This is a genomic window from Dorea sp. 210702-DFI.3.17, assembly GCF_020560825.1.
GTDB classification, from domain to species: Bacteria; Bacillota; Clostridia; order Lachnospirales; family Lachnospiraceae; genus Dorea; species Dorea formicigenerans.
Window position 1 is genome coordinate 1 of sequence record NZ_JAJCNB010000044.1, and the last position, 17,955, is coordinate 17,955.

Annotated in this window: 20 protein-coding genes, 5 tRNA genes, 1 pseudogene and 1 other annotated feature; of the genes and pseudogenes, 6 read left to right on the forward strand and 20 right to left on the reverse strand. The window is 41.4% G+C overall.

The window, feature by feature from the left end; all coding sequences use genetic code 11:
- The coding region (locus LI149_RS13725) for a hypothetical protein (RefSeq protein WP_207718300.1) at nucleotides 1-190 on the forward strand (190 nt) is incomplete at its 5' end.
- Nucleotides 191-350: 160 nt separating this feature from the next.
- On the opposite strand, the gene rplL is transcribed toward LI149_RS13725, so the two are convergent.
- The 8 genes from rplL to rpmG form a co-directional block, all read right to left on the reverse strand.
- Complete coding sequence (rplL, locus tag LI149_RS13730) at nucleotides 351-725, reverse strand: 50S ribosomal protein L7/L12 (RefSeq protein ID WP_005338550.1); 375 nt, start codon at nucleotides 723-725, stop codon at nucleotides 351-353.
- Between the two features lie 89 nt (nucleotides 726-814).
- Nucleotides 815-1,351, reverse strand: a complete 537-nt coding sequence (gene rplJ, locus LI149_RS13735; RefSeq protein ID WP_005332105.1) for a 50S ribosomal protein L10 — start codon at nucleotides 1,349-1,351, stop codon at nucleotides 815-817.
- A gap of 45 nt (nucleotides 1,352-1,396) precedes the next feature.
- Nucleotides 1,397-1,543: a sequence feature (ribosomal protein L10 leader region), on the reverse strand.
- Between the two features lie 199 nt (nucleotides 1,544-1,742).
- On the reverse strand, nucleotides 1,743-1,838 hold the full coding sequence (locus LI149_RS13740; protein WP_319796241.1) for a putative holin-like toxin: 96 nt from the start codon (nucleotides 1,836-1,838) through the stop codon (nucleotides 1,743-1,745).
- A gap of 150 nt (nucleotides 1,839-1,988) precedes the next feature.
- Nucleotides 1,989-2,681, reverse strand: a complete 693-nt coding sequence (gene rplA / locus LI149_RS13745; protein WP_005338554.1) for a 50S ribosomal protein L1 — start codon at nucleotides 2,679-2,681, stop codon at nucleotides 1,989-1,991.
- A gap of 147 nt (nucleotides 2,682-2,828) precedes the next feature.
- Entirely contained in the window at nucleotides 2,829-3,254 is a 426-nt protein-coding gene (gene rplK, locus LI149_RS13750; RefSeq protein WP_005338556.1) for a 50S ribosomal protein L11, read from the reverse strand.
- Nucleotides 3,255-3,316: 62 nt separating this feature from the next.
- Nucleotides 3,317-3,832: a transcription termination/antitermination protein NusG gene (gene nusG / locus LI149_RS13755; protein WP_005332091.1), complete on the reverse strand. Its 516-nt coding sequence runs from the start codon at nucleotides 3,830-3,832 to the stop codon at nucleotides 3,317-3,319.
- Nucleotides 3,833-3,859: 27 nt separating this feature from the next.
- Nucleotides 3,860-4,066: a preprotein translocase subunit SecE gene (gene secE / locus LI149_RS13760; RefSeq protein WP_168932989.1), complete on the reverse strand. Its 207-nt coding sequence runs from the start codon at nucleotides 4,064-4,066 to the stop codon at nucleotides 3,860-3,862.
- A 21-nt stretch (nucleotides 4,067-4,087) separates the two neighbouring features.
- Nucleotides 4,088-4,237: a 50S ribosomal protein L33 gene (rpmG, locus tag LI149_RS13765; protein WP_005332089.1), complete on the reverse strand. Its 150-nt coding sequence runs from the start codon at nucleotides 4,235-4,237 to the stop codon at nucleotides 4,088-4,090.
- 427 nt (nucleotides 4,238-4,664) lie between these two features.
- On the opposite strand from rpmG, the gene LI149_RS13770 reads away from it, so the two are divergent.
- Nucleotides 4,665-4,946, forward strand: a complete 282-nt coding sequence (locus LI149_RS13770) for a type II toxin-antitoxin system RelB/DinJ family antitoxin (RefSeq protein ID WP_040015387.1) — start codon at nucleotides 4,665-4,667, stop codon at nucleotides 4,944-4,946.
- A gap of 5 nt (nucleotides 4,947-4,951) precedes the next feature.
- Nucleotides 4,952-5,131, forward strand: a pseudogene (locus LI149_RS13775) (type II toxin-antitoxin system YafQ family toxin); the annotation flags it as partial.
- A gap of 91 nt (nucleotides 5,132-5,222) precedes the next feature.
- Here LI149_RS13775 and LI149_RS13780 read toward each other — a convergent pair.
- The 4 genes from LI149_RS13780 to LI149_RS13795 all read right to left on the reverse strand — a co-directional run bounded on the left by LI149_RS13780 (nucleotide 5,223) and on the right by LI149_RS13795 (nucleotide 10,311).
- Nucleotides 5,223-6,509 (reverse strand): aminotransferase class I/II-fold pyridoxal phosphate-dependent enzyme, encoded by a 1,287-nt coding sequence (locus tag LI149_RS13780; RefSeq protein ID WP_168932990.1) that lies wholly within the window; start codon nucleotides 6,507-6,509, stop codon nucleotides 5,223-5,225.
- Between the two features lie 392 nt (nucleotides 6,510-6,901).
- Nucleotides 6,902-8,407, reverse strand: a complete 1,506-nt coding sequence (locus tag LI149_RS13785) for a hypothetical protein (RefSeq protein WP_227143518.1) — start codon at nucleotides 8,405-8,407, stop codon at nucleotides 6,902-6,904.
- A gap of 20 nt (nucleotides 8,408-8,427) precedes the next feature.
- On the reverse strand, nucleotides 8,428-8,922 hold the full coding sequence (locus LI149_RS13790) for a hypothetical protein (RefSeq protein WP_005332075.1): 495 nt from the start codon (nucleotides 8,920-8,922) through the stop codon (nucleotides 8,428-8,430).
- Nucleotides 8,923-8,925: 3 nt separating this feature from the next.
- Nucleotides 8,926-10,311: a dicarboxylate/amino acid:cation symporter gene (locus tag LI149_RS13795; RefSeq protein ID WP_117657467.1), complete on the reverse strand. Its 1,386-nt coding sequence runs from the start codon at nucleotides 10,309-10,311 to the stop codon at nucleotides 8,926-8,928.
- A gap of 327 nt (nucleotides 10,312-10,638) precedes the next feature.
- Between LI149_RS13795 and LI149_RS13800 the strand changes: the two genes are divergently transcribed.
- Both LI149_RS13800 and LI149_RS13805 read left to right on the forward strand, forming a co-directional pair.
- Nucleotides 10,639-11,229 carry a TlpA disulfide reductase family protein gene (locus tag LI149_RS13800; RefSeq protein ID WP_227087327.1) on the forward strand — a complete coding sequence of 197 codons (591 nt, stop codon included), beginning with the start codon at nucleotides 10,639-10,641 and terminating at the stop codon, nucleotides 11,227-11,229.
- A gap of 193 nt (nucleotides 11,230-11,422) precedes the next feature.
- Nucleotides 11,423-11,692 carry a glutaredoxin domain-containing protein gene (locus tag LI149_RS13805; protein WP_005338570.1) on the forward strand — a complete coding sequence of 90 codons (270 nt, stop codon included), beginning with the start codon at nucleotides 11,423-11,425 and terminating at the stop codon, nucleotides 11,690-11,692.
- 501 nt (nucleotides 11,693-12,193) lie between these two features.
- On the opposite strand, the gene LI149_RS13810 is transcribed toward LI149_RS13805, so the two are convergent.
- Entirely contained in the window at nucleotides 12,194-13,063 is an 870-nt protein-coding gene (locus tag LI149_RS13810; RefSeq protein WP_227087326.1) for a DMT family transporter, read from the reverse strand.
- Nucleotides 13,063-14,046, reverse strand: coding sequence for a radical SAM protein (locus LI149_RS13815; RefSeq protein ID WP_147567223.1), 984 nt, complete (start codon nucleotides 14,044-14,046; stop codon nucleotides 13,063-13,065). Before LI149_RS13815 ends, LI149_RS13810 begins: the two co-directional genes overlap by 1 nt.
- A gap of 251 nt (nucleotides 14,047-14,297) precedes the next feature.
- Between LI149_RS13815 and LI149_RS13820 the strand changes: the two genes are divergently transcribed.
- Nucleotides 14,298-15,131 carry a hypothetical protein gene (locus LI149_RS13820; RefSeq protein WP_227087325.1) on the forward strand — a complete coding sequence of 278 codons (834 nt, stop codon included), beginning with the start codon at nucleotides 14,298-14,300 and terminating at the stop codon, nucleotides 15,129-15,131.
- Between the two features lie 129 nt (nucleotides 15,132-15,260).
- Here LI149_RS13820 and LI149_RS13825 read toward each other — a convergent pair whose 3' ends face one another.
- From LI149_RS13825 to LI149_RS13850, 6 genes are all read right to left on the reverse strand, one after another.
- Nucleotides 15,261-17,216, reverse strand: a complete 1,956-nt coding sequence (locus tag LI149_RS13825; RefSeq protein ID WP_227143519.1) for a bifunctional UDP-sugar hydrolase/5'-nucleotidase — start codon at nucleotides 17,214-17,216, stop codon at nucleotides 15,261-15,263.
- A gap of 120 nt (nucleotides 17,217-17,336) precedes the next feature.
- A tRNA-Leu gene (locus LI149_RS13830) sits at nucleotides 17,337-17,417 on the reverse strand.
- Nucleotides 17,418-17,473: 56 nt separating this feature from the next.
- A tRNA-Lys gene (locus LI149_RS13835) sits at nucleotides 17,474-17,546 on the reverse strand.
- 7 nt (nucleotides 17,547-17,553) lie between these two features.
- Nucleotides 17,554-17,625 (reverse strand) — tRNA-Gln (locus tag LI149_RS13840).
- Between the two features lie 13 nt (nucleotides 17,626-17,638).
- Nucleotides 17,639-17,712: transfer RNA gene (locus tag LI149_RS13845), tRNA-His, on the reverse strand.
- A 71-nt stretch (nucleotides 17,713-17,783) separates the two neighbouring features.
- Nucleotides 17,784-17,857 (reverse strand) — tRNA-Arg (locus tag LI149_RS13850).
- Nucleotides 17,858-17,955: the final 98 nt, after the last annotated feature.

Below are 17,955 nucleotides of genomic sequence, written 5' to 3' on the forward strand. Positions count from 1 at the left end.
TCAGTATCCTCCTTCTTCTGTGTTCGAAAGGACTCTCCTCCTGACTGTTTCTAAGTTTTCTAAGAATCCCTTCTGCTTGTTCATCGTGGTAATTCAAGCATTGAAAATTCCTAGAAAATATATTGAAAATAGAAATGGTACAAACCTTCAAGATCTTGGAAATATAATGCTTGAAAAGATTGTACCATAGTTGATATATCATGTCTAGATATTTTTTACAAATTAATATAGTCAGAATTGTAACTAGACTTTGTATTTATAAATCTCCAGAAAAGCAAAAAAATTTCCCTGAATTGCACAAAAAAAGACCGCCCCTTTCGGAACGGTCTTTAAAATTCTGAAGTCTGAAATTATTTAAGGTTAACCTCTGCACCCTCAGCCTCAAGTTTAGCTTTGATGTCCTCAGCCTCTGCTTTGGAAGCACCCTCTTTAACTACCTTTGGAGCTCCGTCTACTAACTCTTTAGCTTCTTTCAGTCCAAGGCCTGTGATCTCACGAACTGCTTTGATAACTTTAACTTTAGCTGCACCAGCGGATACAAGCTCTACGTCGAACTCATCTTTCTCCTCTGCTGCTCCACCCTCTGCTCCAGCTGCTGCTACTACAACACCTGCTGCTGCGGATACGCCAAATTCTTCTTCACAAGCTTTTACAAGATCATTTAACTCTAATACAGATAACTCTTTGATAGCATCGATAAATTCTGCTGTTGTTAACTTTGCCATTTTATTTTCCTCCATTTTTAACATTTTTATTATGAAATAGTTTTACGTCCATCTCTGTGAGATCAGACAGGGGCGAGTATTATCTACTCTTACTCCTCTGTTGCAGCTTCTTCTGCTGCTGGAGCTGCTTCACAAGCCTCAGCTCCACCCTGCTCTGCGATCTGATTAAGTACACGAGCAAGATTTGTGATAGGTGACTGTAAGCTTCCAAGCAATTTGGAAATAAGTACGTCTCTTGATGGAATCTTAGCTAACTCGTTAAGAGCGTTCACATCATAAAGAGTGCCTTCTACAACACCTGCTTTTAACTCAAGAGCCTTAGCATCTTTTGCGAAATTGCAAATGACTCTTGCCGGAGCTGTTGCATCGTCTTTAGAAATTGCGATAGCGCTTGGTCCTTCCAAGTGCTCATCTAAAGCAGCGAAATCAGTTCCTTCAAAAGCTCTCTTCATCATTGTGTTCTTACAAACTTTGTAGATTACACCTGCTTCTCTGAGCTGTTTACGAAGAGCTGTGTCCTCAGCAACAGTCAGTCCACGGTAGTCAACTAATACAACACTTGCTGCATCTTTGATGTCCTCTGCAATAGCCTGTACTACTGGTTGTTTTAATTCAACTTTTGCCACGAATGGTGCACCTCCTTATTAGATTTTGGGTTATACACCGCCGATAGATATAAAATAAAACCTCTATATCCTAAGACAATAGAGGTTTGCAAATCATACATTGTGTATCGATCATCCCTCGGTAGGCGTCCTTGTATTCTGTCCTTACGTGCATCGCACACCTACTGTCTTCGGCAGTCCTTGAATAGATTATCATACACTCTTGCGTTTGTCAACTATTTTTTCGTATTAAATATCCTTTTCCCTCAATTCACAGATTATCAATCTCCTCTTGCGCCATATTTTCAAATATGATATATTAAAAATATGAAAAGGGAAACCGCAAGCGGCTACCCAATAATATAATTAACTGTTATTTTAACAGCCGTCAACTATTGGTAGTAGTTGGCGGCTATTTTCTTTTACCCTTGAAAATCTCATAGCAAAGACCAACAAGGGCAACAATGAATATACAAAACTGAATCAAATCAGAATATGTAACCATTATATCACCCTCCTTTCTTTCGACCGGAGGGTGTCTTATCCCTCCTCAAAAGAAGGTTGTGTCTATTTTGGGGTTATTTTTTCACACCAAAAAACTCCCCAGAAAGATTTCTCTTTCTGGGGAGTCCATATTTCTGTATGAATTCAGAAATGCTTATGCCAGCTTCATTGGGTTGATCTTTACACCAGGTCCCATTGTAGAAGTAAGAGTTACAGTCTTAAGGTACTGTCCTTTTACTGCTGCCGGTTTAGCTTTATTGATTGCATCGATCAGCGTCTGGAAGTTGTCTGCAAGCTGCTCTTCGGTAAAGGAAGCTTTACCTACTGGTACATGGATAATGTTTGTCTTGTCAAGTCTGTACTCAATCTTACCAGCTTTGATATCCTGGATTGCTTTTGTAACGTCCATTGTTACTGTACCAGCCTTCGGGTTAGGCATGAGACCTTTAGGTCCAAGTACTCGTCCGAGACGTCCAACAACACCCATCATATCTGGTGTAGCTACAACTACGTCGAATTCGAACCAGTTCTCGTTCTGGATCTTTGGAATGAGCTCGTCTCCACCTACGAAATCTGCTCCAGCAGCTTTAGCTTCCTCAGCTTTAGCGTCTTTAGCAAATACAAGGATACGAACCTTTTTACCTGTTCCGTGTGGCAGTACAACTGCTCCACGAATCTGCTGGTCAGCGTGACGTCCGTCACAACCTGTTCTGATATGAGCCTCGATTGTCTCATCAAATTTTGCTACTGCAGTTTTTTTAACCAATGCTACTGCGTCTGCTACATCATAGAGTGTTCCTCTGTCGATGGCTTTTGCAGCCTCAACGTATTTCTTTCCTCTTTTCATTATAAATAACCTCCTAGTGGTAATGTCGGGATAACCCTCCCACATCCATTTACTTCAGTTTCATCATTATCAAGGAAATTCTTTTCGTCAGGTTCGTCCGCGCGCACACCGCGCTTGGCCTCACCCGTCTTAAAGAACAACCAGGGACTAGTCTACTACAGTTACTCCCATAGAACGGCATGTTCCAGCGATCATGCTGGCAGCTGCCTCTACAGTTGCTGCGTTCAAGTCTGGCATCTTTGTCTTAGCGATCTCCTCTACCTGAGCTTTTGTGATTGTAGCAACTTTATTCTTATTCGGAACACCAGATCCTGATTTGATGTTGCATGCTTTCTTGATCAGAACTGCTGCCGGTGGTGTCTTTGTGATGAAGCTAAAGCTTCTATCGTTGTAAACTGTGATAACTACAGGGATGATCATATCTCCCTGATCTGCTGTCTTAGCGTTGAACTGCTTTGTGAATTCAACGATGTTTACACCGTGCTGTCCAAGAGCTGGTCCAACCGGTGGTGCCGGAGTTGCTTTGCCGGCAGGAATCTGTAATTTAATATAACCTTCTACTTTTTTTGCCATTTCAATTACCTCCTTGTGGTAATGGCGGAACCATACGGCCCCTCCCACGTTTCGTATTTACGTTACACTCGTTTAATTTCTGCGAAACTAATTTCAACCGGTGTTTCGCGACCGAACAGCTCAACATTGATCGTAACACTCTGCTTCTGCGCGTTCATAGCCTGGATCACTCCGACTGTATCTGCCCACGCACCGGCAACAACCTGTACGGTGTCACCGACTTCAAAGTCTACTACGATGTTGTCCTGCTGAATTCCAAGTGGTGCCATCTCTGCATCTGTAAGCGGTACCGGCTTAGATCCCGGACCTACAAATCCTGTCACACCTCTTGTGTTACGCACAACATACCAGGTATCATCATTCATAATCATATGAATCAATACATATCCCGGAAACATCTTCTTCTGAGATACCTTCTGCACTCCGTTCTTAAGTTCAACAACGTCCTGCAGCGGAACTCTGACTTCAAGGATCTGATCCTCCAGATGTCTGTTCTCAACCGACTTATCAATGTTGGCTTTTACTTTGTTCTCATACCCGGAATAGGTATGAACTACGTACCATTTTGCTTCTGACATAAACTCACCTTTCCTGCTCGTTAGTGTCTAGCCCAGATTGACCAGAATGTCAAATCCGTACTGAGCCAGGAAATCAACTAATGCGATGATTGCTCCCAGCACTACGGATACGGAAACTACTGCCGCCGTCTCTTTTACAAGTGTCTGCTTGTCTGGCCAAATGATTTTCTTAAACTCTGCGTTAAGACCTTTGAACCAGTTCTTCTTCTGAGTCTTTTGAGATTTCTCACTCATGACGTACACACTCCTTTACGACTATTTTGTCTCCTTGTGCAATGTGTGTGACTTACAGAACTTACAGTACTTCTTAGTCTCCATGCGCTCAGGATGAGTTTTCTTATCCTTAGTCATGTTGTAGTTACGCTGCTTGCATTCTGTACATTCTAATGTGATTCTTGTACGCACAACTTCCACCTCGCTTCATATTTCTTTGTTAATTTGTTGCTTGGTAGCTTGCGAGGCTACCTAATTTTTAGGCATAAAAAAAAGACCTACTTCCATTCGCTAGGATAGTGTACCATACCAGAGAATAAAATGCAAGGATTTTTTTCAGTTTACGCCAAGTCAGATCCCACCAATATGCATTAGCTTTCTTCCATTATATAGGAATCCTTTTATAACTTGAATATCCTATTTTTTATTTACGAACCCTTTTATAACTTGAATATCCTATTTTTTATTTACGAACCAGACTTTCAAATCGCCTCTTACGAATTTCATTTACCCTCATTTACCCTCATTCATTATTTAGAACTGGATATTTTCGTGCATTGTATTGATATTTTCGTGCATTTCGCATATAATATATTTATCAAATGAAAGGAGTGATATCATGGCTAAATCATCAACCTGTAATATCAGTATACGCATGGACAGCAATCTTAAAGCTGCGGCAGAAGCTCTTTATGAAGAACTTGGTATGAATCTGAGCACTGCGTTTAATATTTTTGTACGTCAGTCTTTACGTGAAAGAGGGATTCCTTTCAAAATTACCGAAGGAACTCCAAGCAAAGAAACCGTCTCGGCTATGCTTGAGGCAGAAAGGATTGCAAAAGATCCTACTGTCAAAGGTTATCATGATGTAGATGAATTTTTTGCAAATCTTGATTCATGACAAAGTTAGCGAATGGCGAAGTCTTAGCCCCTAAGCACAAAGATCACCCTCGATCTGGCGACTGGGTTGGACATCGAGAATGTCATATCCAACCAGACTGGCTTCTTGTTTATCGCCATGACAATGATGTCCTTGTGCTTACACTGTCACGCACCGGTACTCATAGTGATTTATTCGGCTTATAATTTTCTGCCTCCATTTTTCACAGTATAATACATGTTTGTATTAAAAAACCCTGCAAGATTATTCCAATCTTACAGGGATTTTTGTTTCTTCTTATTTTGCTCCAAGCAGTTTCTCTACACTGACAAGTTTTACACTGAGTACGAAGATTTCTGCTGCCTGTGCAAGTTCATCAACTGTCGGGAAGGACGGTGCAATACGGATATTGCTGTCTTTTGGATCCTTTCCGTATGGGAATGTTGCTCCGGCACCTGTCATAATCAAACCAGCTTCTTTTGCTTTTGCCACAATTGCCTTTGCGCAGCCATCCATTGAATCGAAAGAAATAAAATATCCGCCGAGTGGCTTTGTCCATGTTCCGATTCCAAGTCCGCCAATTTCTTTCTCCAGAACATCTTCAACCTTTTCGAATTTCGGGCGAAGGATAGCAGCATGTTTTCTCATATGCTCATACATTCCCGGCATATCTTTAAAGAATCTTACATGACGGAGCTGGTTGAGCTTGTCATGTCCGATTGTCTGGAACTTCATAAAGCTCTTCGCATCTTCGATATTCGCTCTGGATGCAGCAAGTGCTGCAATTCCGGATCCAGGGAAAGAAACCTTGGATGTGGAAATAAATTTGAATACCATATCCGGATTGCCTGCTTTAACACATTCATTTAACAGTTCAAGGATAACATCTCTCTTGTCATCATAAAGATGATGGATTGAATATGCATTATCCCAGAAGATACGGAAGTCTTTTGCTGCAGGTTTCAAGTGTGCAAATCTTCTGACTGTTTCGTCAGAGTAAGATACTCCTGTTGGGTTAGAATACTTCGGCACACACCAGATTCCTTTGATTGCAGGATCTTCTGCCACCAATTTCTCTACCATATCCATATCCGGACCTGTCGGAAGAAGCGGTACATTGATCATTTCAATTCCAAAATACTCTGTAATCGCAAAATGTCTGTCGTATCCCGGAACCGGACATAAGAATTTTACTTTATCTAATTTGCACCATGGTGTGCTTCCCATGATACCATGAGTCATAGCCCTTGATACTGTATCGAACATTACATTCAGGCTGGAGTTTCCGTAGATCAGAATATTTCTCTCTGGTACTTCTGACATATCTGCCAGTAATTTTCTTGCCTCTGTAATTCCATCCAGAACACCGTAGTTACGGCAGTCTACTCCATCAGAGCTTACCAGGTCACTGTCCCCATTCAGCACGTCCATCAGACCATTACTCAGATCCAACTGTGCTTTTGACGGTTTACCACGGGACATATCCAAATGTATTCCTTTTGCTTTCACTTCTTCGAATTGTTTCTCTAACTGGCCTTTTAACTTTTTCAGCTCTTCTTTCGTCAACTTGCTATACGGTTTCATACGGCATTCCTCCTGCTTTTTATGTTATCTTTTTCGCTATATGCTATTTTACCAAAATTTGAAGAAATTACAACATAAACTTGCATTTTCTACTAATTTTATAAAGAAAATGCTTATTCTTTCGTCTCCATATGCATTTTGCCGATATCATTCCGTCATTTACTGCATTCTCGCACTGAGCGTGGCCGCTTACGGCATAATTCTTATTCGCGCGAGTGCGCATCCTGCTGGAGTTTTTTTTGTATAATAGGAAATGTAAGTTCCTATTATATAATAAGAAGACAGCCATCCTGCACTTCTGCGCAAAACGACTGTCTTCTTAATTTATATCCATTCTTATTATAGGCGTACTCTCAAATCCTCATCTTTAAAACAGACACATTTGCAATATTTTACTCTGCTGCCTCTTCTCCGGCATAAGCTGCAAATACAGACTCGATACTGCTGTCGCAGGATTTCTGATTAGCCTCTTTACCAATGTAGAATCTTGTCTCTGGATCCTGCGTATATGTCAGCTCAGCCCATGCTTTGATCGGTGCTGTAAATCCGTCAGCGTCCTTAGCATCTTTATTGAATGCGAACAGGAATGGCTCCTGGATCAGTGCTGTACCGTCAGACATAGAATGTGCAACTTCAAGGTTTGTAAGTGCACCCTTTACAAGGTCTGTATACATCAGGTTCACGATTGCATTTTCATCAAGAATATTCATAGACTGCTTGTATCCCCAACGTCCTGTTGTCACATCTCCGTCCACCTGCGGATCATAAAGATATACGCGGACGTTATTCTTTACTGCATAGTCATTCACTCTTGAGATAACGGCACGTGTTTTCTCATCTCCGGCGCCGCCGATCATAACCATTGCATTTCCGTCTTCATTCAGAAGCCATTTCAGCTGTCTGTATGTTACCGGATATACATTGATCTGCTGGTCTGCTGAGAAGATCTCACTTCCATAGCTGTTAAATACATCGCGCAGGTGATCTGTCTTAGAATATTTTGACATCTCGATTCCGTTATCTTTGATGAAATCAAACATTTCTTTTACACTTGCATCGTACTCGTCTGTGATATAATCTCTGATCTGATTTCCATTCTCATCAAGAACCGGATTCCCGTCATCATCAAATCTCTTTGTGTAGATTCCCTTTGAATCACGATCAACCATTTTCTCAAATGCATACATGATTGGGCAGGAAGTGCTTCCGTTTCCGGAGTTGCTGTAATCGACTTTGTTGTCTTTGTTGTATACAAATACGATCGGCTGCTGAAGTCTTCCAACCGTAACCTCTTTGCCATCTGCATTTGTATAAGAAAGTGCTGTTGCATGTGTAGATGGATACTCTACCCAGTCATCTAAGTTTGTCAGATATCTGGAAACCATCTCACCATACATATAGTTCAGCTTTGTTCCAGGTGTTGTCTTCTCATTAGACATACGAACGAATAAAGATCCGTCATCACCATTGTTGATGTTAAAGTCATAAGAGTATACTGTATCAATACCGTACTCTTTTGCATATTTGTTGATAAACGGGCTCATTGCACGGCTGTTGTGGCACCATGATCCGCTAAGCTGAATCATGTAGTTTCCTTCACTGCCAAGAATGTCGATAAGTTGATCGTACGTAATATCCTGGAATACGATATCTTTGTCTTCAAATGTATCGATTCCGTCCTGACGATCTTCGTCAGCTCTTGAATGTGCATTAAAATCTCCATATGCATATTCTTTTTCAAAATCATAATCCGTAGAAGAAAGGCTTGTCTGGCTCTCAAGCTTATCAGCCTTATCAGCTTTGTTTTCTGTTGTTGCCTGGCTGCTTCCACATCCTGTTATCATTCCGACTGTCATTACCGCAGCAAGAACAGCCGAGATCATTTTTCTTTTCATCATTAAATCTCCTCTCTGTCTTCCTAGCACATCGGAACGGATACTTCTTCATCAGATCCGCCAGATCCACCTGTTGAAGTATATTCTTTTTCCAGTTCTGTGAGGTCTGCGTAGTTTGGTACCATACTTGTCTGATCAGCACTCAGATAGCTGTCTACGACTTCGCGTGCCTCTGTTACAAATTTCTTAATATCATCAGAAGTATATCCTTCCGGTACTTTTCTTGCATCTGCAACACTGGCAGCTTTGATTGCCAGACGTGCATACTCAATTTTAGCAGCATCGAAATTTTTCATATCTTCTTTATTCACTTTTTCCTGCAGGTCCAGGTTTTTGTCGAGTGCGTTGTAGTACTCCACTGCACGGTCGATCTTTGCCTTGCAATCTTCGGAGTAAGTAACCTCTCCAATTTCTTCAATAGCTTCGTTCGTTCTTGTAACAGAAGCTTTTGCTGAGAATGCTGAGAGGCCAAGACATACAACTGCAGCTACGATTAATGCGATGGTTGATTTTTTCATGATTTACGCCTCTCCTTTCTCTAATTTCTCGTCCTCTTTTGCAAATACTTCGTCATTCAGAAGTCCGTTCTGACGAGCTACAACTGCTGCACATACGCTGGCATCTGTAACATTTGTAAGAGTACGTACCATATCTGTAATGTTGTTGATCGGAATCAAAAGTACAACTGCTGCGATCGGCAGATTCACTGCGCTGAACAGAGATACTGCTGTGATAACTCCAACTCCCGGCATTCCGGCGCTTCCAAGGGAAAGTACCAGACACATAAAGCACATAACAAGGTACTGGCTTACTCCCCAGCTCTGTCCTGTTGCATTAAGGTAAAACATTGCAAGAAGAATCGGCCATACACATGTACATCCTGCCATACCGATTGTTGTTCCAAGAGGTGCTGTAAAGTTTGCGACCTCCTCATCAACACCAACTTTACGGATCAGTCTGTCGATTGTGATTGGCATTGTTCCAACACTACTTGTTGTTGTAAATGCTGTTGCCTGTGCGTCAAATGTCTTCTTAAAGAACTTCAGCGGATTAACCTTGGCAAATGATTTCAAGATTACCGCATTGACAACATATGATTGAATAAGGCATGCAACAAATACCATCACAACAAGAAGTACAAGCTGTACCAGCGCCTCTTTGTCGCTTAAGAGCTGACTTGCAGAGCATGCTGTCAGACAAAGCACTGCGTATGGTGTAAGATCAATCACATATGCAAGAATGTTGAAAATGACCTTTTTAACTGCCTCAATCAGTTTCTTGATCACAAGGACTTTATCTTCTCCCTCTTCTGAAGAAATGCTTACATAAGCAACTGCAACCGCAACCGCAATAATAATGATTGCTACGATATTATCTGCTGCAAGATCTGCTGCGATATTGCTTGGAACCAGATTCAGAAGAATGGTATCAAAAGATGTTTCCATCTCCTGATAAGCGCTCAGTGTAGCGTCTGTGACACTGGAAATGTCTGCAAACACTGCTCCTGCTCCTTTACCAATATTAGTCACTGCCCCAACAACAAGTGTGACAACAATGGCTGTTACAGATGTTATAAGAAGCCAGAATACTGATTTCGTTCCGATTTTTTTCATCTTCTCTTTATCGTTCAGAGAAATCAGTCCTGAAATAACCGATACTAAAATTACCGGTGCTACCAAAGCTTTGATCAGTTTTACATAAGCCTGTCCAATTAAATTCAGCCACACAAGGTATGTGTTCCCCTCTGAAGCAAATACTACCCCAATGACAGCACCAATGACCATACTGATCAGAATTACAACTGTCCAGTTCACTCTGTACGCGATCCAGTTCAGTGCTTTAAAAGAAAGCAGAGCGATCATAAGTACAAGAAGAGCTATCCAGTTTACACTTAAAAGTGCATCCATTTTGAAAAACCTCCTTTTTCTTCTCCTTTAGATTAGAAATACTTATAGTTACTGATAAGGAATTCTATTTCCTTATAAAAATGTATGTCCCCGCCTTCCATCTGTCATATTGTTTCAGGCAGTCACATATAAATCCCGAATAATCATACATCTGATGTTCTTCATTTGTCCAATAAAGATTTTTGATAAAAGCGTCTCTATATATTCTTTTTTTCAATAAAGCTTTCCCTTTGTATGTCTTGTATATTTCGGTGAAAGTGTTGTATACTTCATTTGTACGAAACTACAATATATTTTCAGCAAAATCACAGGAGGCAGACACGAAACATGTTTAAATTTTTCAAAAAAATTTATAAACCACTGTTCTGTTTTTGTCTGTGTTTTTTCTCTGTCTTTGTCCTGATTGGCTGCTTAGGCGGTCAGACCAATGATACATCTTCCGGAAAGAAAAGCGGGAAACGAAGTTCTGCTCTTCACCAAGAGATGGCAATTGGAAGTGAAGCACCGGATTTTACCGCCAAGTTGAATAACGGCGAAGCTTTTACCCTCTCCGATAAGAAAGGACAAGTCATTCTTTTGAACTTCTGGGCAACCTGGTGCAGCAACTGCGTCAAGGAAATGCCCGCCATCGAGAAGCTTTATGAAGAATATGGTGACCAGATTGTAATTGTCGGAGTAAATGTAAGCGAAGATGAAGATACTATTGATACATTTATCGAGGCAAAGAATTATTCATTTCCGGTTGCCTGCGACACCGAAAGCAATATCAGTAATCTTTATCCGAGTGCCGGTATCCCTTATACAGTTATAGTAGGAAAAGACGGACTTGTTACCGAGACATTTCTCGGAGCAAAAGATGCGGACAGCCAGTACACGAAGCTGCGCCGTGCTTTACAGGAAGCTTACGAAGCAAACTAATTCACGACAGACTCCAGATTCACAAGCAATTTAGATAGTCTGGCTCAAGTCCGATGAATCTAAAGCCGGTTTAAACACACATGAATTCAGACCGCACAAAGCCGCACAAAGCAAGCAGTACACTTAGCACTTTATTATTTTGCAAACACGTATAACAGACAGGAAAATTTTTTTAAAAAGAAAGGAGTTACACATGAAAGTTGTAATGTATGGAACAAAAGCATGCCCGGACTGCGTCGAGGCAGAAGAAATTTTAAAAGAGAAAGGAATCCAGTATCTGTATATGGAATTTTCCGACAATATCGGATATCTGAAACGTTTCCTCACACTCCGCGACACAAACCCGATCTTTGATGAAGTAAAGGAAAACCACTGGGTCGGCGTTCCTTGCTTCCAGTTCCAGGACGGAAGCCTGTCACTGGACATCGACGAAGTCGTAAAACGGGCAGAGGAAGAAGTTTAAATCAAGTCGAACTGCTGATGACTTCGTTCTCTGCACTGATATCATCAATTTTAGATACGAAAAAAGCGTGCCTGGCGACAGCACGCTTTTACAAAATGTATCAATGTCAATATCGATGTGAGGTCGATAGTAACACCTGTATTTATGCAGGAGAATTCCCCTGTTCTCAAAATAGTGGCAATATGATACTACCTGTGTGGCCACTATTAAGCCTACCTCTGATAAGATTTTAACATGCTTTTGTTCCTCTCATTCTCCCAGCAAAATTTGTGTATTTGAGCCTGTACACTCAAAACATTTTTAACTCCGGGAATAGTGTAACGTGCAATCTGCTATTTGTCCAATTGATTATTTAAATAGTAATGTCTTTATATATTTTTATTGTCAATAAATCCACATTTTTCCCTTAATATCAAACGCTGCCAACAAAAAAAAGAACGAAAAGCATGCTTATTCTAATACTTTTCGTTCTTTTTTCTCTATCACTATTCAAAAAATCTATCATGACTTAGCGAACGCAGTTGCCGTCACGGATATAAGAATCAGTATACAGCCTGCCATCGACGAAAGACTTGCACTCTCATGCAGGACTAAAATCCCCACGATCATACTGGTCACCGGTTCAAATGTACTTAAAATTGCCGCATCCTGGGCTCCCACATACTGTACGCCATACTGAAAAAATCCCACTCCGATAAATGCTGCGCCAAGAGAGAGAACAAATGCCGCGATCCATGCGTTTATATTCATATGAAGTACAAAACTTCCCGATACTTTTCCAATCAAAAATACCATAATGGAGCCAACAATATTCATATAAAATATCATCTTCATAGCAGGGATATCCTGCAGCCCGCCCACTTCCAGATATAATATGTAAAATGCATACGTCATTCCGGATATAAGCGCAAAAACAAATCCCATCGGCTTTGCCTCACCGCCGCTCCCTGCATAGGACAGGAAAATACCGATCATGCACAGACCAACACACACGATTTTCAGCTTAGGCACACGTCTTCTCAAAAATATCAGACTGCCAAGCAACACAAAAACCGGATATCCAAAATGAATGACCGTCGCCATACCTGACGGCATATAATCGTACGCACTATACAAAAGAAGCGCCGTGATGCCATAGCCAAACACCGTCACACACAAAATCTTTTTTCCTTTCTCCACAGATAGCTCCATCGGAACTTTCCGCACTTTCAGGTAAATGTACAGCGGAATGATTGCCAGGGCAAACCTTAAAAATAATGCTCCCACTATCGTGCTTCCATCCGCGCAGATCACTTTCACAAGCAATGGCATAAAACCAAAGTAGACTGCGGACAGCAATAAATATATGAATCCTTTTACTCTTGTATTCATCAGCTCAGTTTCTTTTCCTTTTCATTATACTGTGCCAGCTTACTGTCATCCATCTCCCACAGCCAACGCCCACCGTCACACATAGACAGATCCGGGCAGTCACCTCTTACATAGGCATAAATCGGCGGCTCGTCTTTATATTTTTCAATTGCCTCTGTCAGCTTCTCGATCATACGTGGTGCATCTTTCGGAACTTTCCCTTTCACACGAAGTTCCAGGAAGTCATTAAATCCATCATAAAGCATTTGATGTCCGTCCGGTCCTTCTTTCAGAAGCTCAATCAATGTACGCTCTTCTTCCATATTTTCCACTTCATCTGCCGGAATAAATGCTCCGGATTTAATATCTTCATAAAGTGCAACCTGATTATGAAGAAATAAAGAGAAGTTAACAATACGATCCGGCTGCGTCTTGTTCAGGAACTCTGCCAGAGCGATTGCATTTTCCTGGCCTCTGCCTTTACCGGCAACACCAGACATAACATGTGCATCAAAAATCAATCCGACTTTTTGGATTCTTGCAATCTCTTTATACGCCTGATCCTGGGTATGCTCTTTTCTCATAAACTTCAGCACATCATCCAGACCACTTTCAATCCCCAGATATAAATGTCTCACCTTGCGGTCATATAATTCCTGAAGTTCCTCATCACTTTTCAGCCGGATACTTGTTACAGTCGCATCCATGTTGATCATCTGACAATCTGGAAAATATTTATCGATCAAATCAAGTATCGCACGCAGACGATCCATTTTCAATCCAAATGCATTACCATCTCCAAGAAATATCTTTCTTGGATTTCCTCCCAAATTCTTCACCCTTTGCAGTTCCTCTTCGACCTGCTCAAGCGGCAGCTCACGATATTTTAAATCTCTGAACAGATTACAGAATTTACATTTATTATAAGAGCAGCCGACCATGACCGGCAGCATGTAAGATGCACGTTCCATTGGCGCACGACAAATTCTACCTTCATATTCCATACCATTACCTCCAATTCAACCTACTACTTTTAAATCTGTAAGATTCCACCTTCTTGAGTGCATACATATTGCACTTATCCACAGGCATTCATATTATAACACAATTTTTCCAAAATCAATGCCCTGTCCTCACTCATTTTCCACATTTCTGAAGATTTTCTTACGGTTTCGTGAAGATTGTGTGACATCTCTTGAGTCCCTTTTGCATTCATTATAAAATATGAGTTGCTCACAGGGAGGTATAAGTGATTATGGGAAACAAAAAGAAACAGACAAATGAATTTGATAATTACTTCGATGATGATTTCGAAGTTGTATATGAAGATCTGGAGGATCTTGGGAGCTATTTGAGTGAAGATAGTTCTGATAATAACAACGATTACGACGATTATGACGGTTATGATGGCGACACCGACTATTATGATGATTATGATGATGACGACGATGATTATGATGACGATTATGATGATGATGACTATAACAGCAACGGCAGAGATTCAAAAAAGAAAAAGCGCAACGACAAACAGGATCCGGATTCCAAAAAATCCAAGAAGAAAAAGCGTCGCGGACTGCCCAATGTAGGAAAACCGGTTGCAAATATTGCTAAGACCGGCATTAACGCAACTAAAAAATTAGTCGGAACCATTCTCCGGGCAGCCACACTGATTTTAATCGCTCTCATCATTCTGACATTGTTGAAAGCATTTTTAAGTAACGCCGGTTCTTATGGAAAAATCCTGTTACTCGGACAGACGAAAGATACCACACTAATCGCATACCTGGCTGTCGGAGCTGTGCTGGTCGGTTATGAACTGCTCAACTTCTTCTGGGCTGCCAGCCGCACACGCGCCAGAAGCAGGCACAACAACCGCCTGGATACCGGGCGCGGGCTTTTGTCCTTTGTTATCATTTACGCCGGTTCCTATCTGGCCGCCATGTTCAGTCACCTGATTCCAAGTTCTCCAAGTTGGCTTACCGGTGTACAAGGAGGACTGTCTATTTACGGTGGTCTGAAAACCACACTACTGCCGCTGTGCATTGCAGGAGTAGTAAGCTGTGTGGTCAGGAAAATTATAGTAAGATAAGATAAAATTCAAAAAAGCATATCTTTTATAAACTTCGTTAGTTAAGTAATTATAGAAAAACCACCCAACTCGTCAAAAGTTTAGAGGGTGGTTTTTCTTAGTTTAGTCTATCATTTAAATCTATTTCATTTAATTATTTTTTATCTTCCGCACAATTTTTTTAACCAGCAATATGATCAAAATAATCAGCACAATTACAAGTACAAAAATGCCCGCTATGATAGCCGAAAATTTATTCGGGTGTTTTACAAGATCAATAATATTCCAGCTGTCTTCCACAACCTTGCGGTCGTGTTTTTCATTATAATATTCCGACACATTTGCAATACCATCACCATCTGTATCATCAAAGGACTCCATATATCTGGCAATGGCGGCCCATGCTTTCAGCTCCTGATTGCCTTCCATAATTGCCTGATCTTCCAGGTTTTCGATTGGATTTCCATCTTTGTCCTTCGGCGTAATAGACAGCAGTCCATAAGATGTGTCCATGACAGCACCGAGCATCTGCCCTGTATATAGGTCTGTCACCACATGATACAACTTGTCATCTTCTATCTCTTCTCTGTTTCCTTCCCCCTGTGCTTTCATCAGATAGCAATCTGTCACTTTATTGAGTATCATGCGATGCGGATTGTATGTAAAGTTAAGACCGCTGCAATAAAGTCTGGCAATCGTCATAAAATCTGAAACAGACGCATCAATTTCCGCCACAAGTTTCAATTCTTTTCCTGTCAGATAAGCGCTGATCAGCGGATAACCCGCCAGCCCATCCTTCCCAATTCCAAGTGAAAATGAATTGTAGACCTGTTCGACCGTGACATCCCCTTTTGTATAAGTATCACGTACTGTTCCGCTCGGAACAACCGCCACATCGACTGGATCACCATCGTAGTACTCGGAATTTTCCACCGCATACACATATGCATCAGACATGATGTCTCCGAGATTCAGCTCCTCATGCTCATTATACATATCGTCCACACTGCTGAATTCAATATCATTTTCCGCAAGAATCTGATCTTTTGTATATCCAAAATGTGACAGATAATTCGTATCAACCGTCTCCATCAGCTCATCAATCCGCTCCTGTGTTGCAGCATCCGCCTTTATCTCATCCGTAACCGGAATCAACTCGTAAGTATCCACGTCCCAGCGTCCATCATCTTTCTGCGTCATAGAAATCGTTCCAAGATTTCTTCCATATTCTCCACAGGAAACAATATAAGTATCTCCGTGCTGAATCGGCTTATCTAATTGTGTATGTGTGTGTCCGCTGATAATCAAATCTATATCCGGCACATTTTTCGCAAGAATCTCGTCTTCAGATTTATCTTCATCTTCCACGGTACCACTATGAGATACACAGGCAATCATATCCACGTCCTCATTTTTCTTAATCTCTTCCACCGTCTTCTTAGAAGCCTCGATCGGATCTTCAAAAAGCAGTTCGCATGTTGGCGCGCAATCTAGCGAATCTTTACCAAATACGCCAAAAACTGCTATTTTGACATCACCTTTCTGTACAATTACATAATCTTTCACACCGTAGTTCTCAAATGCATCTTTAATCTGCTGCTGTCCTTCCGTTAAGCCCGCTTTTTCCATAGCACTCCAGTCCACATTACAAACGACCAGTGACGGAACATTTTCACCGGAAGCCTTTGCAGTATTCAGCATATTAGCAAGTCCACTGGAACGATAGTCAAACTCATGATTTCCCCAGGTCGTCACATCACATCCAAGATAGCCTAGCATACGAAGCTCTGCCGCCTCTGTCTCATACACCGTCTGGATCAACGTTCCCATAGAAAAATCTCCACCATCCAGATAGAGCGTATCCGGATTTTTTTCTTTCTGCTCGTCAATTGAAGTCTTGAGTCTTGCAAATCCTCCGACCTCTTCTTGTTTTCCATCAACGATCGTAGAAAAACTGTTCAGATGCGAATGCGTATCATGTGTAAATAATACGTCCATATGTTTACCCGTGTCCGCGGCTTTTGCATTCACCCCAAGTGTCGGCAACATCCCCACGCAAAGAGCAATCGCAAGTACAAATGCGGTTATCTTTTTCGTTCTCTGCATATGTCTCTCCTTTATCAATTCTTTTGTTCTCTACTATTTTTAGTAATCATACTATATTTTTTATAAGCTCGTCAACGCAAAAAACCTCAGAAATTATTATTCCGAGGTTTTGCATAAAAATGCGGATGACAGGACTTGAACCTGCACGTCGGGGACACTAGATCCTAAGTCTAGCGCGTCTGCCAATTCCGCCACATCCGCATAAGAAAATAAAAACGCAATACCTAATTCTCATTAAGTTTGCGTTATATTCACAGTGAGCGTGCGGGGATTCGAACCCCGGACAACTTGATTAAAAGTCAAGTGCTCTACCACCTGAGCTACACGCCCATAAAAACTGGGCTAGTTGGATTCGAACCAACGAATGCAGGAGTCAAAGTCCTGTGCCTTACCGCTTGGCGATAGCCCAATAAAATAAAAAGGGTGGGTAATGGGACTCGAACCCATGATATCCAGAACCACAATCTGGCGCGCTAACCAACTGCACCATACCCACCATATACACTTATCGAACTACGCTTGTCCAACTTAGTACACTTAGCACTATTCTATTTTCTGTGGTTCTAACGAGCCTGGGGGGATTCGAACCCTCGACCTACGGCTTAGAAGGCCGTTGCTCTATCCAGCTGAGCTACAGACTCAATCTAGCTCTATTAGAACTATCTCTCAAAGCTTTTAGGCTTCAAGAAAGCGGGTGATGGGAATCGAACCCACGTATCCAGCTTGGAAGGCTGGTGTT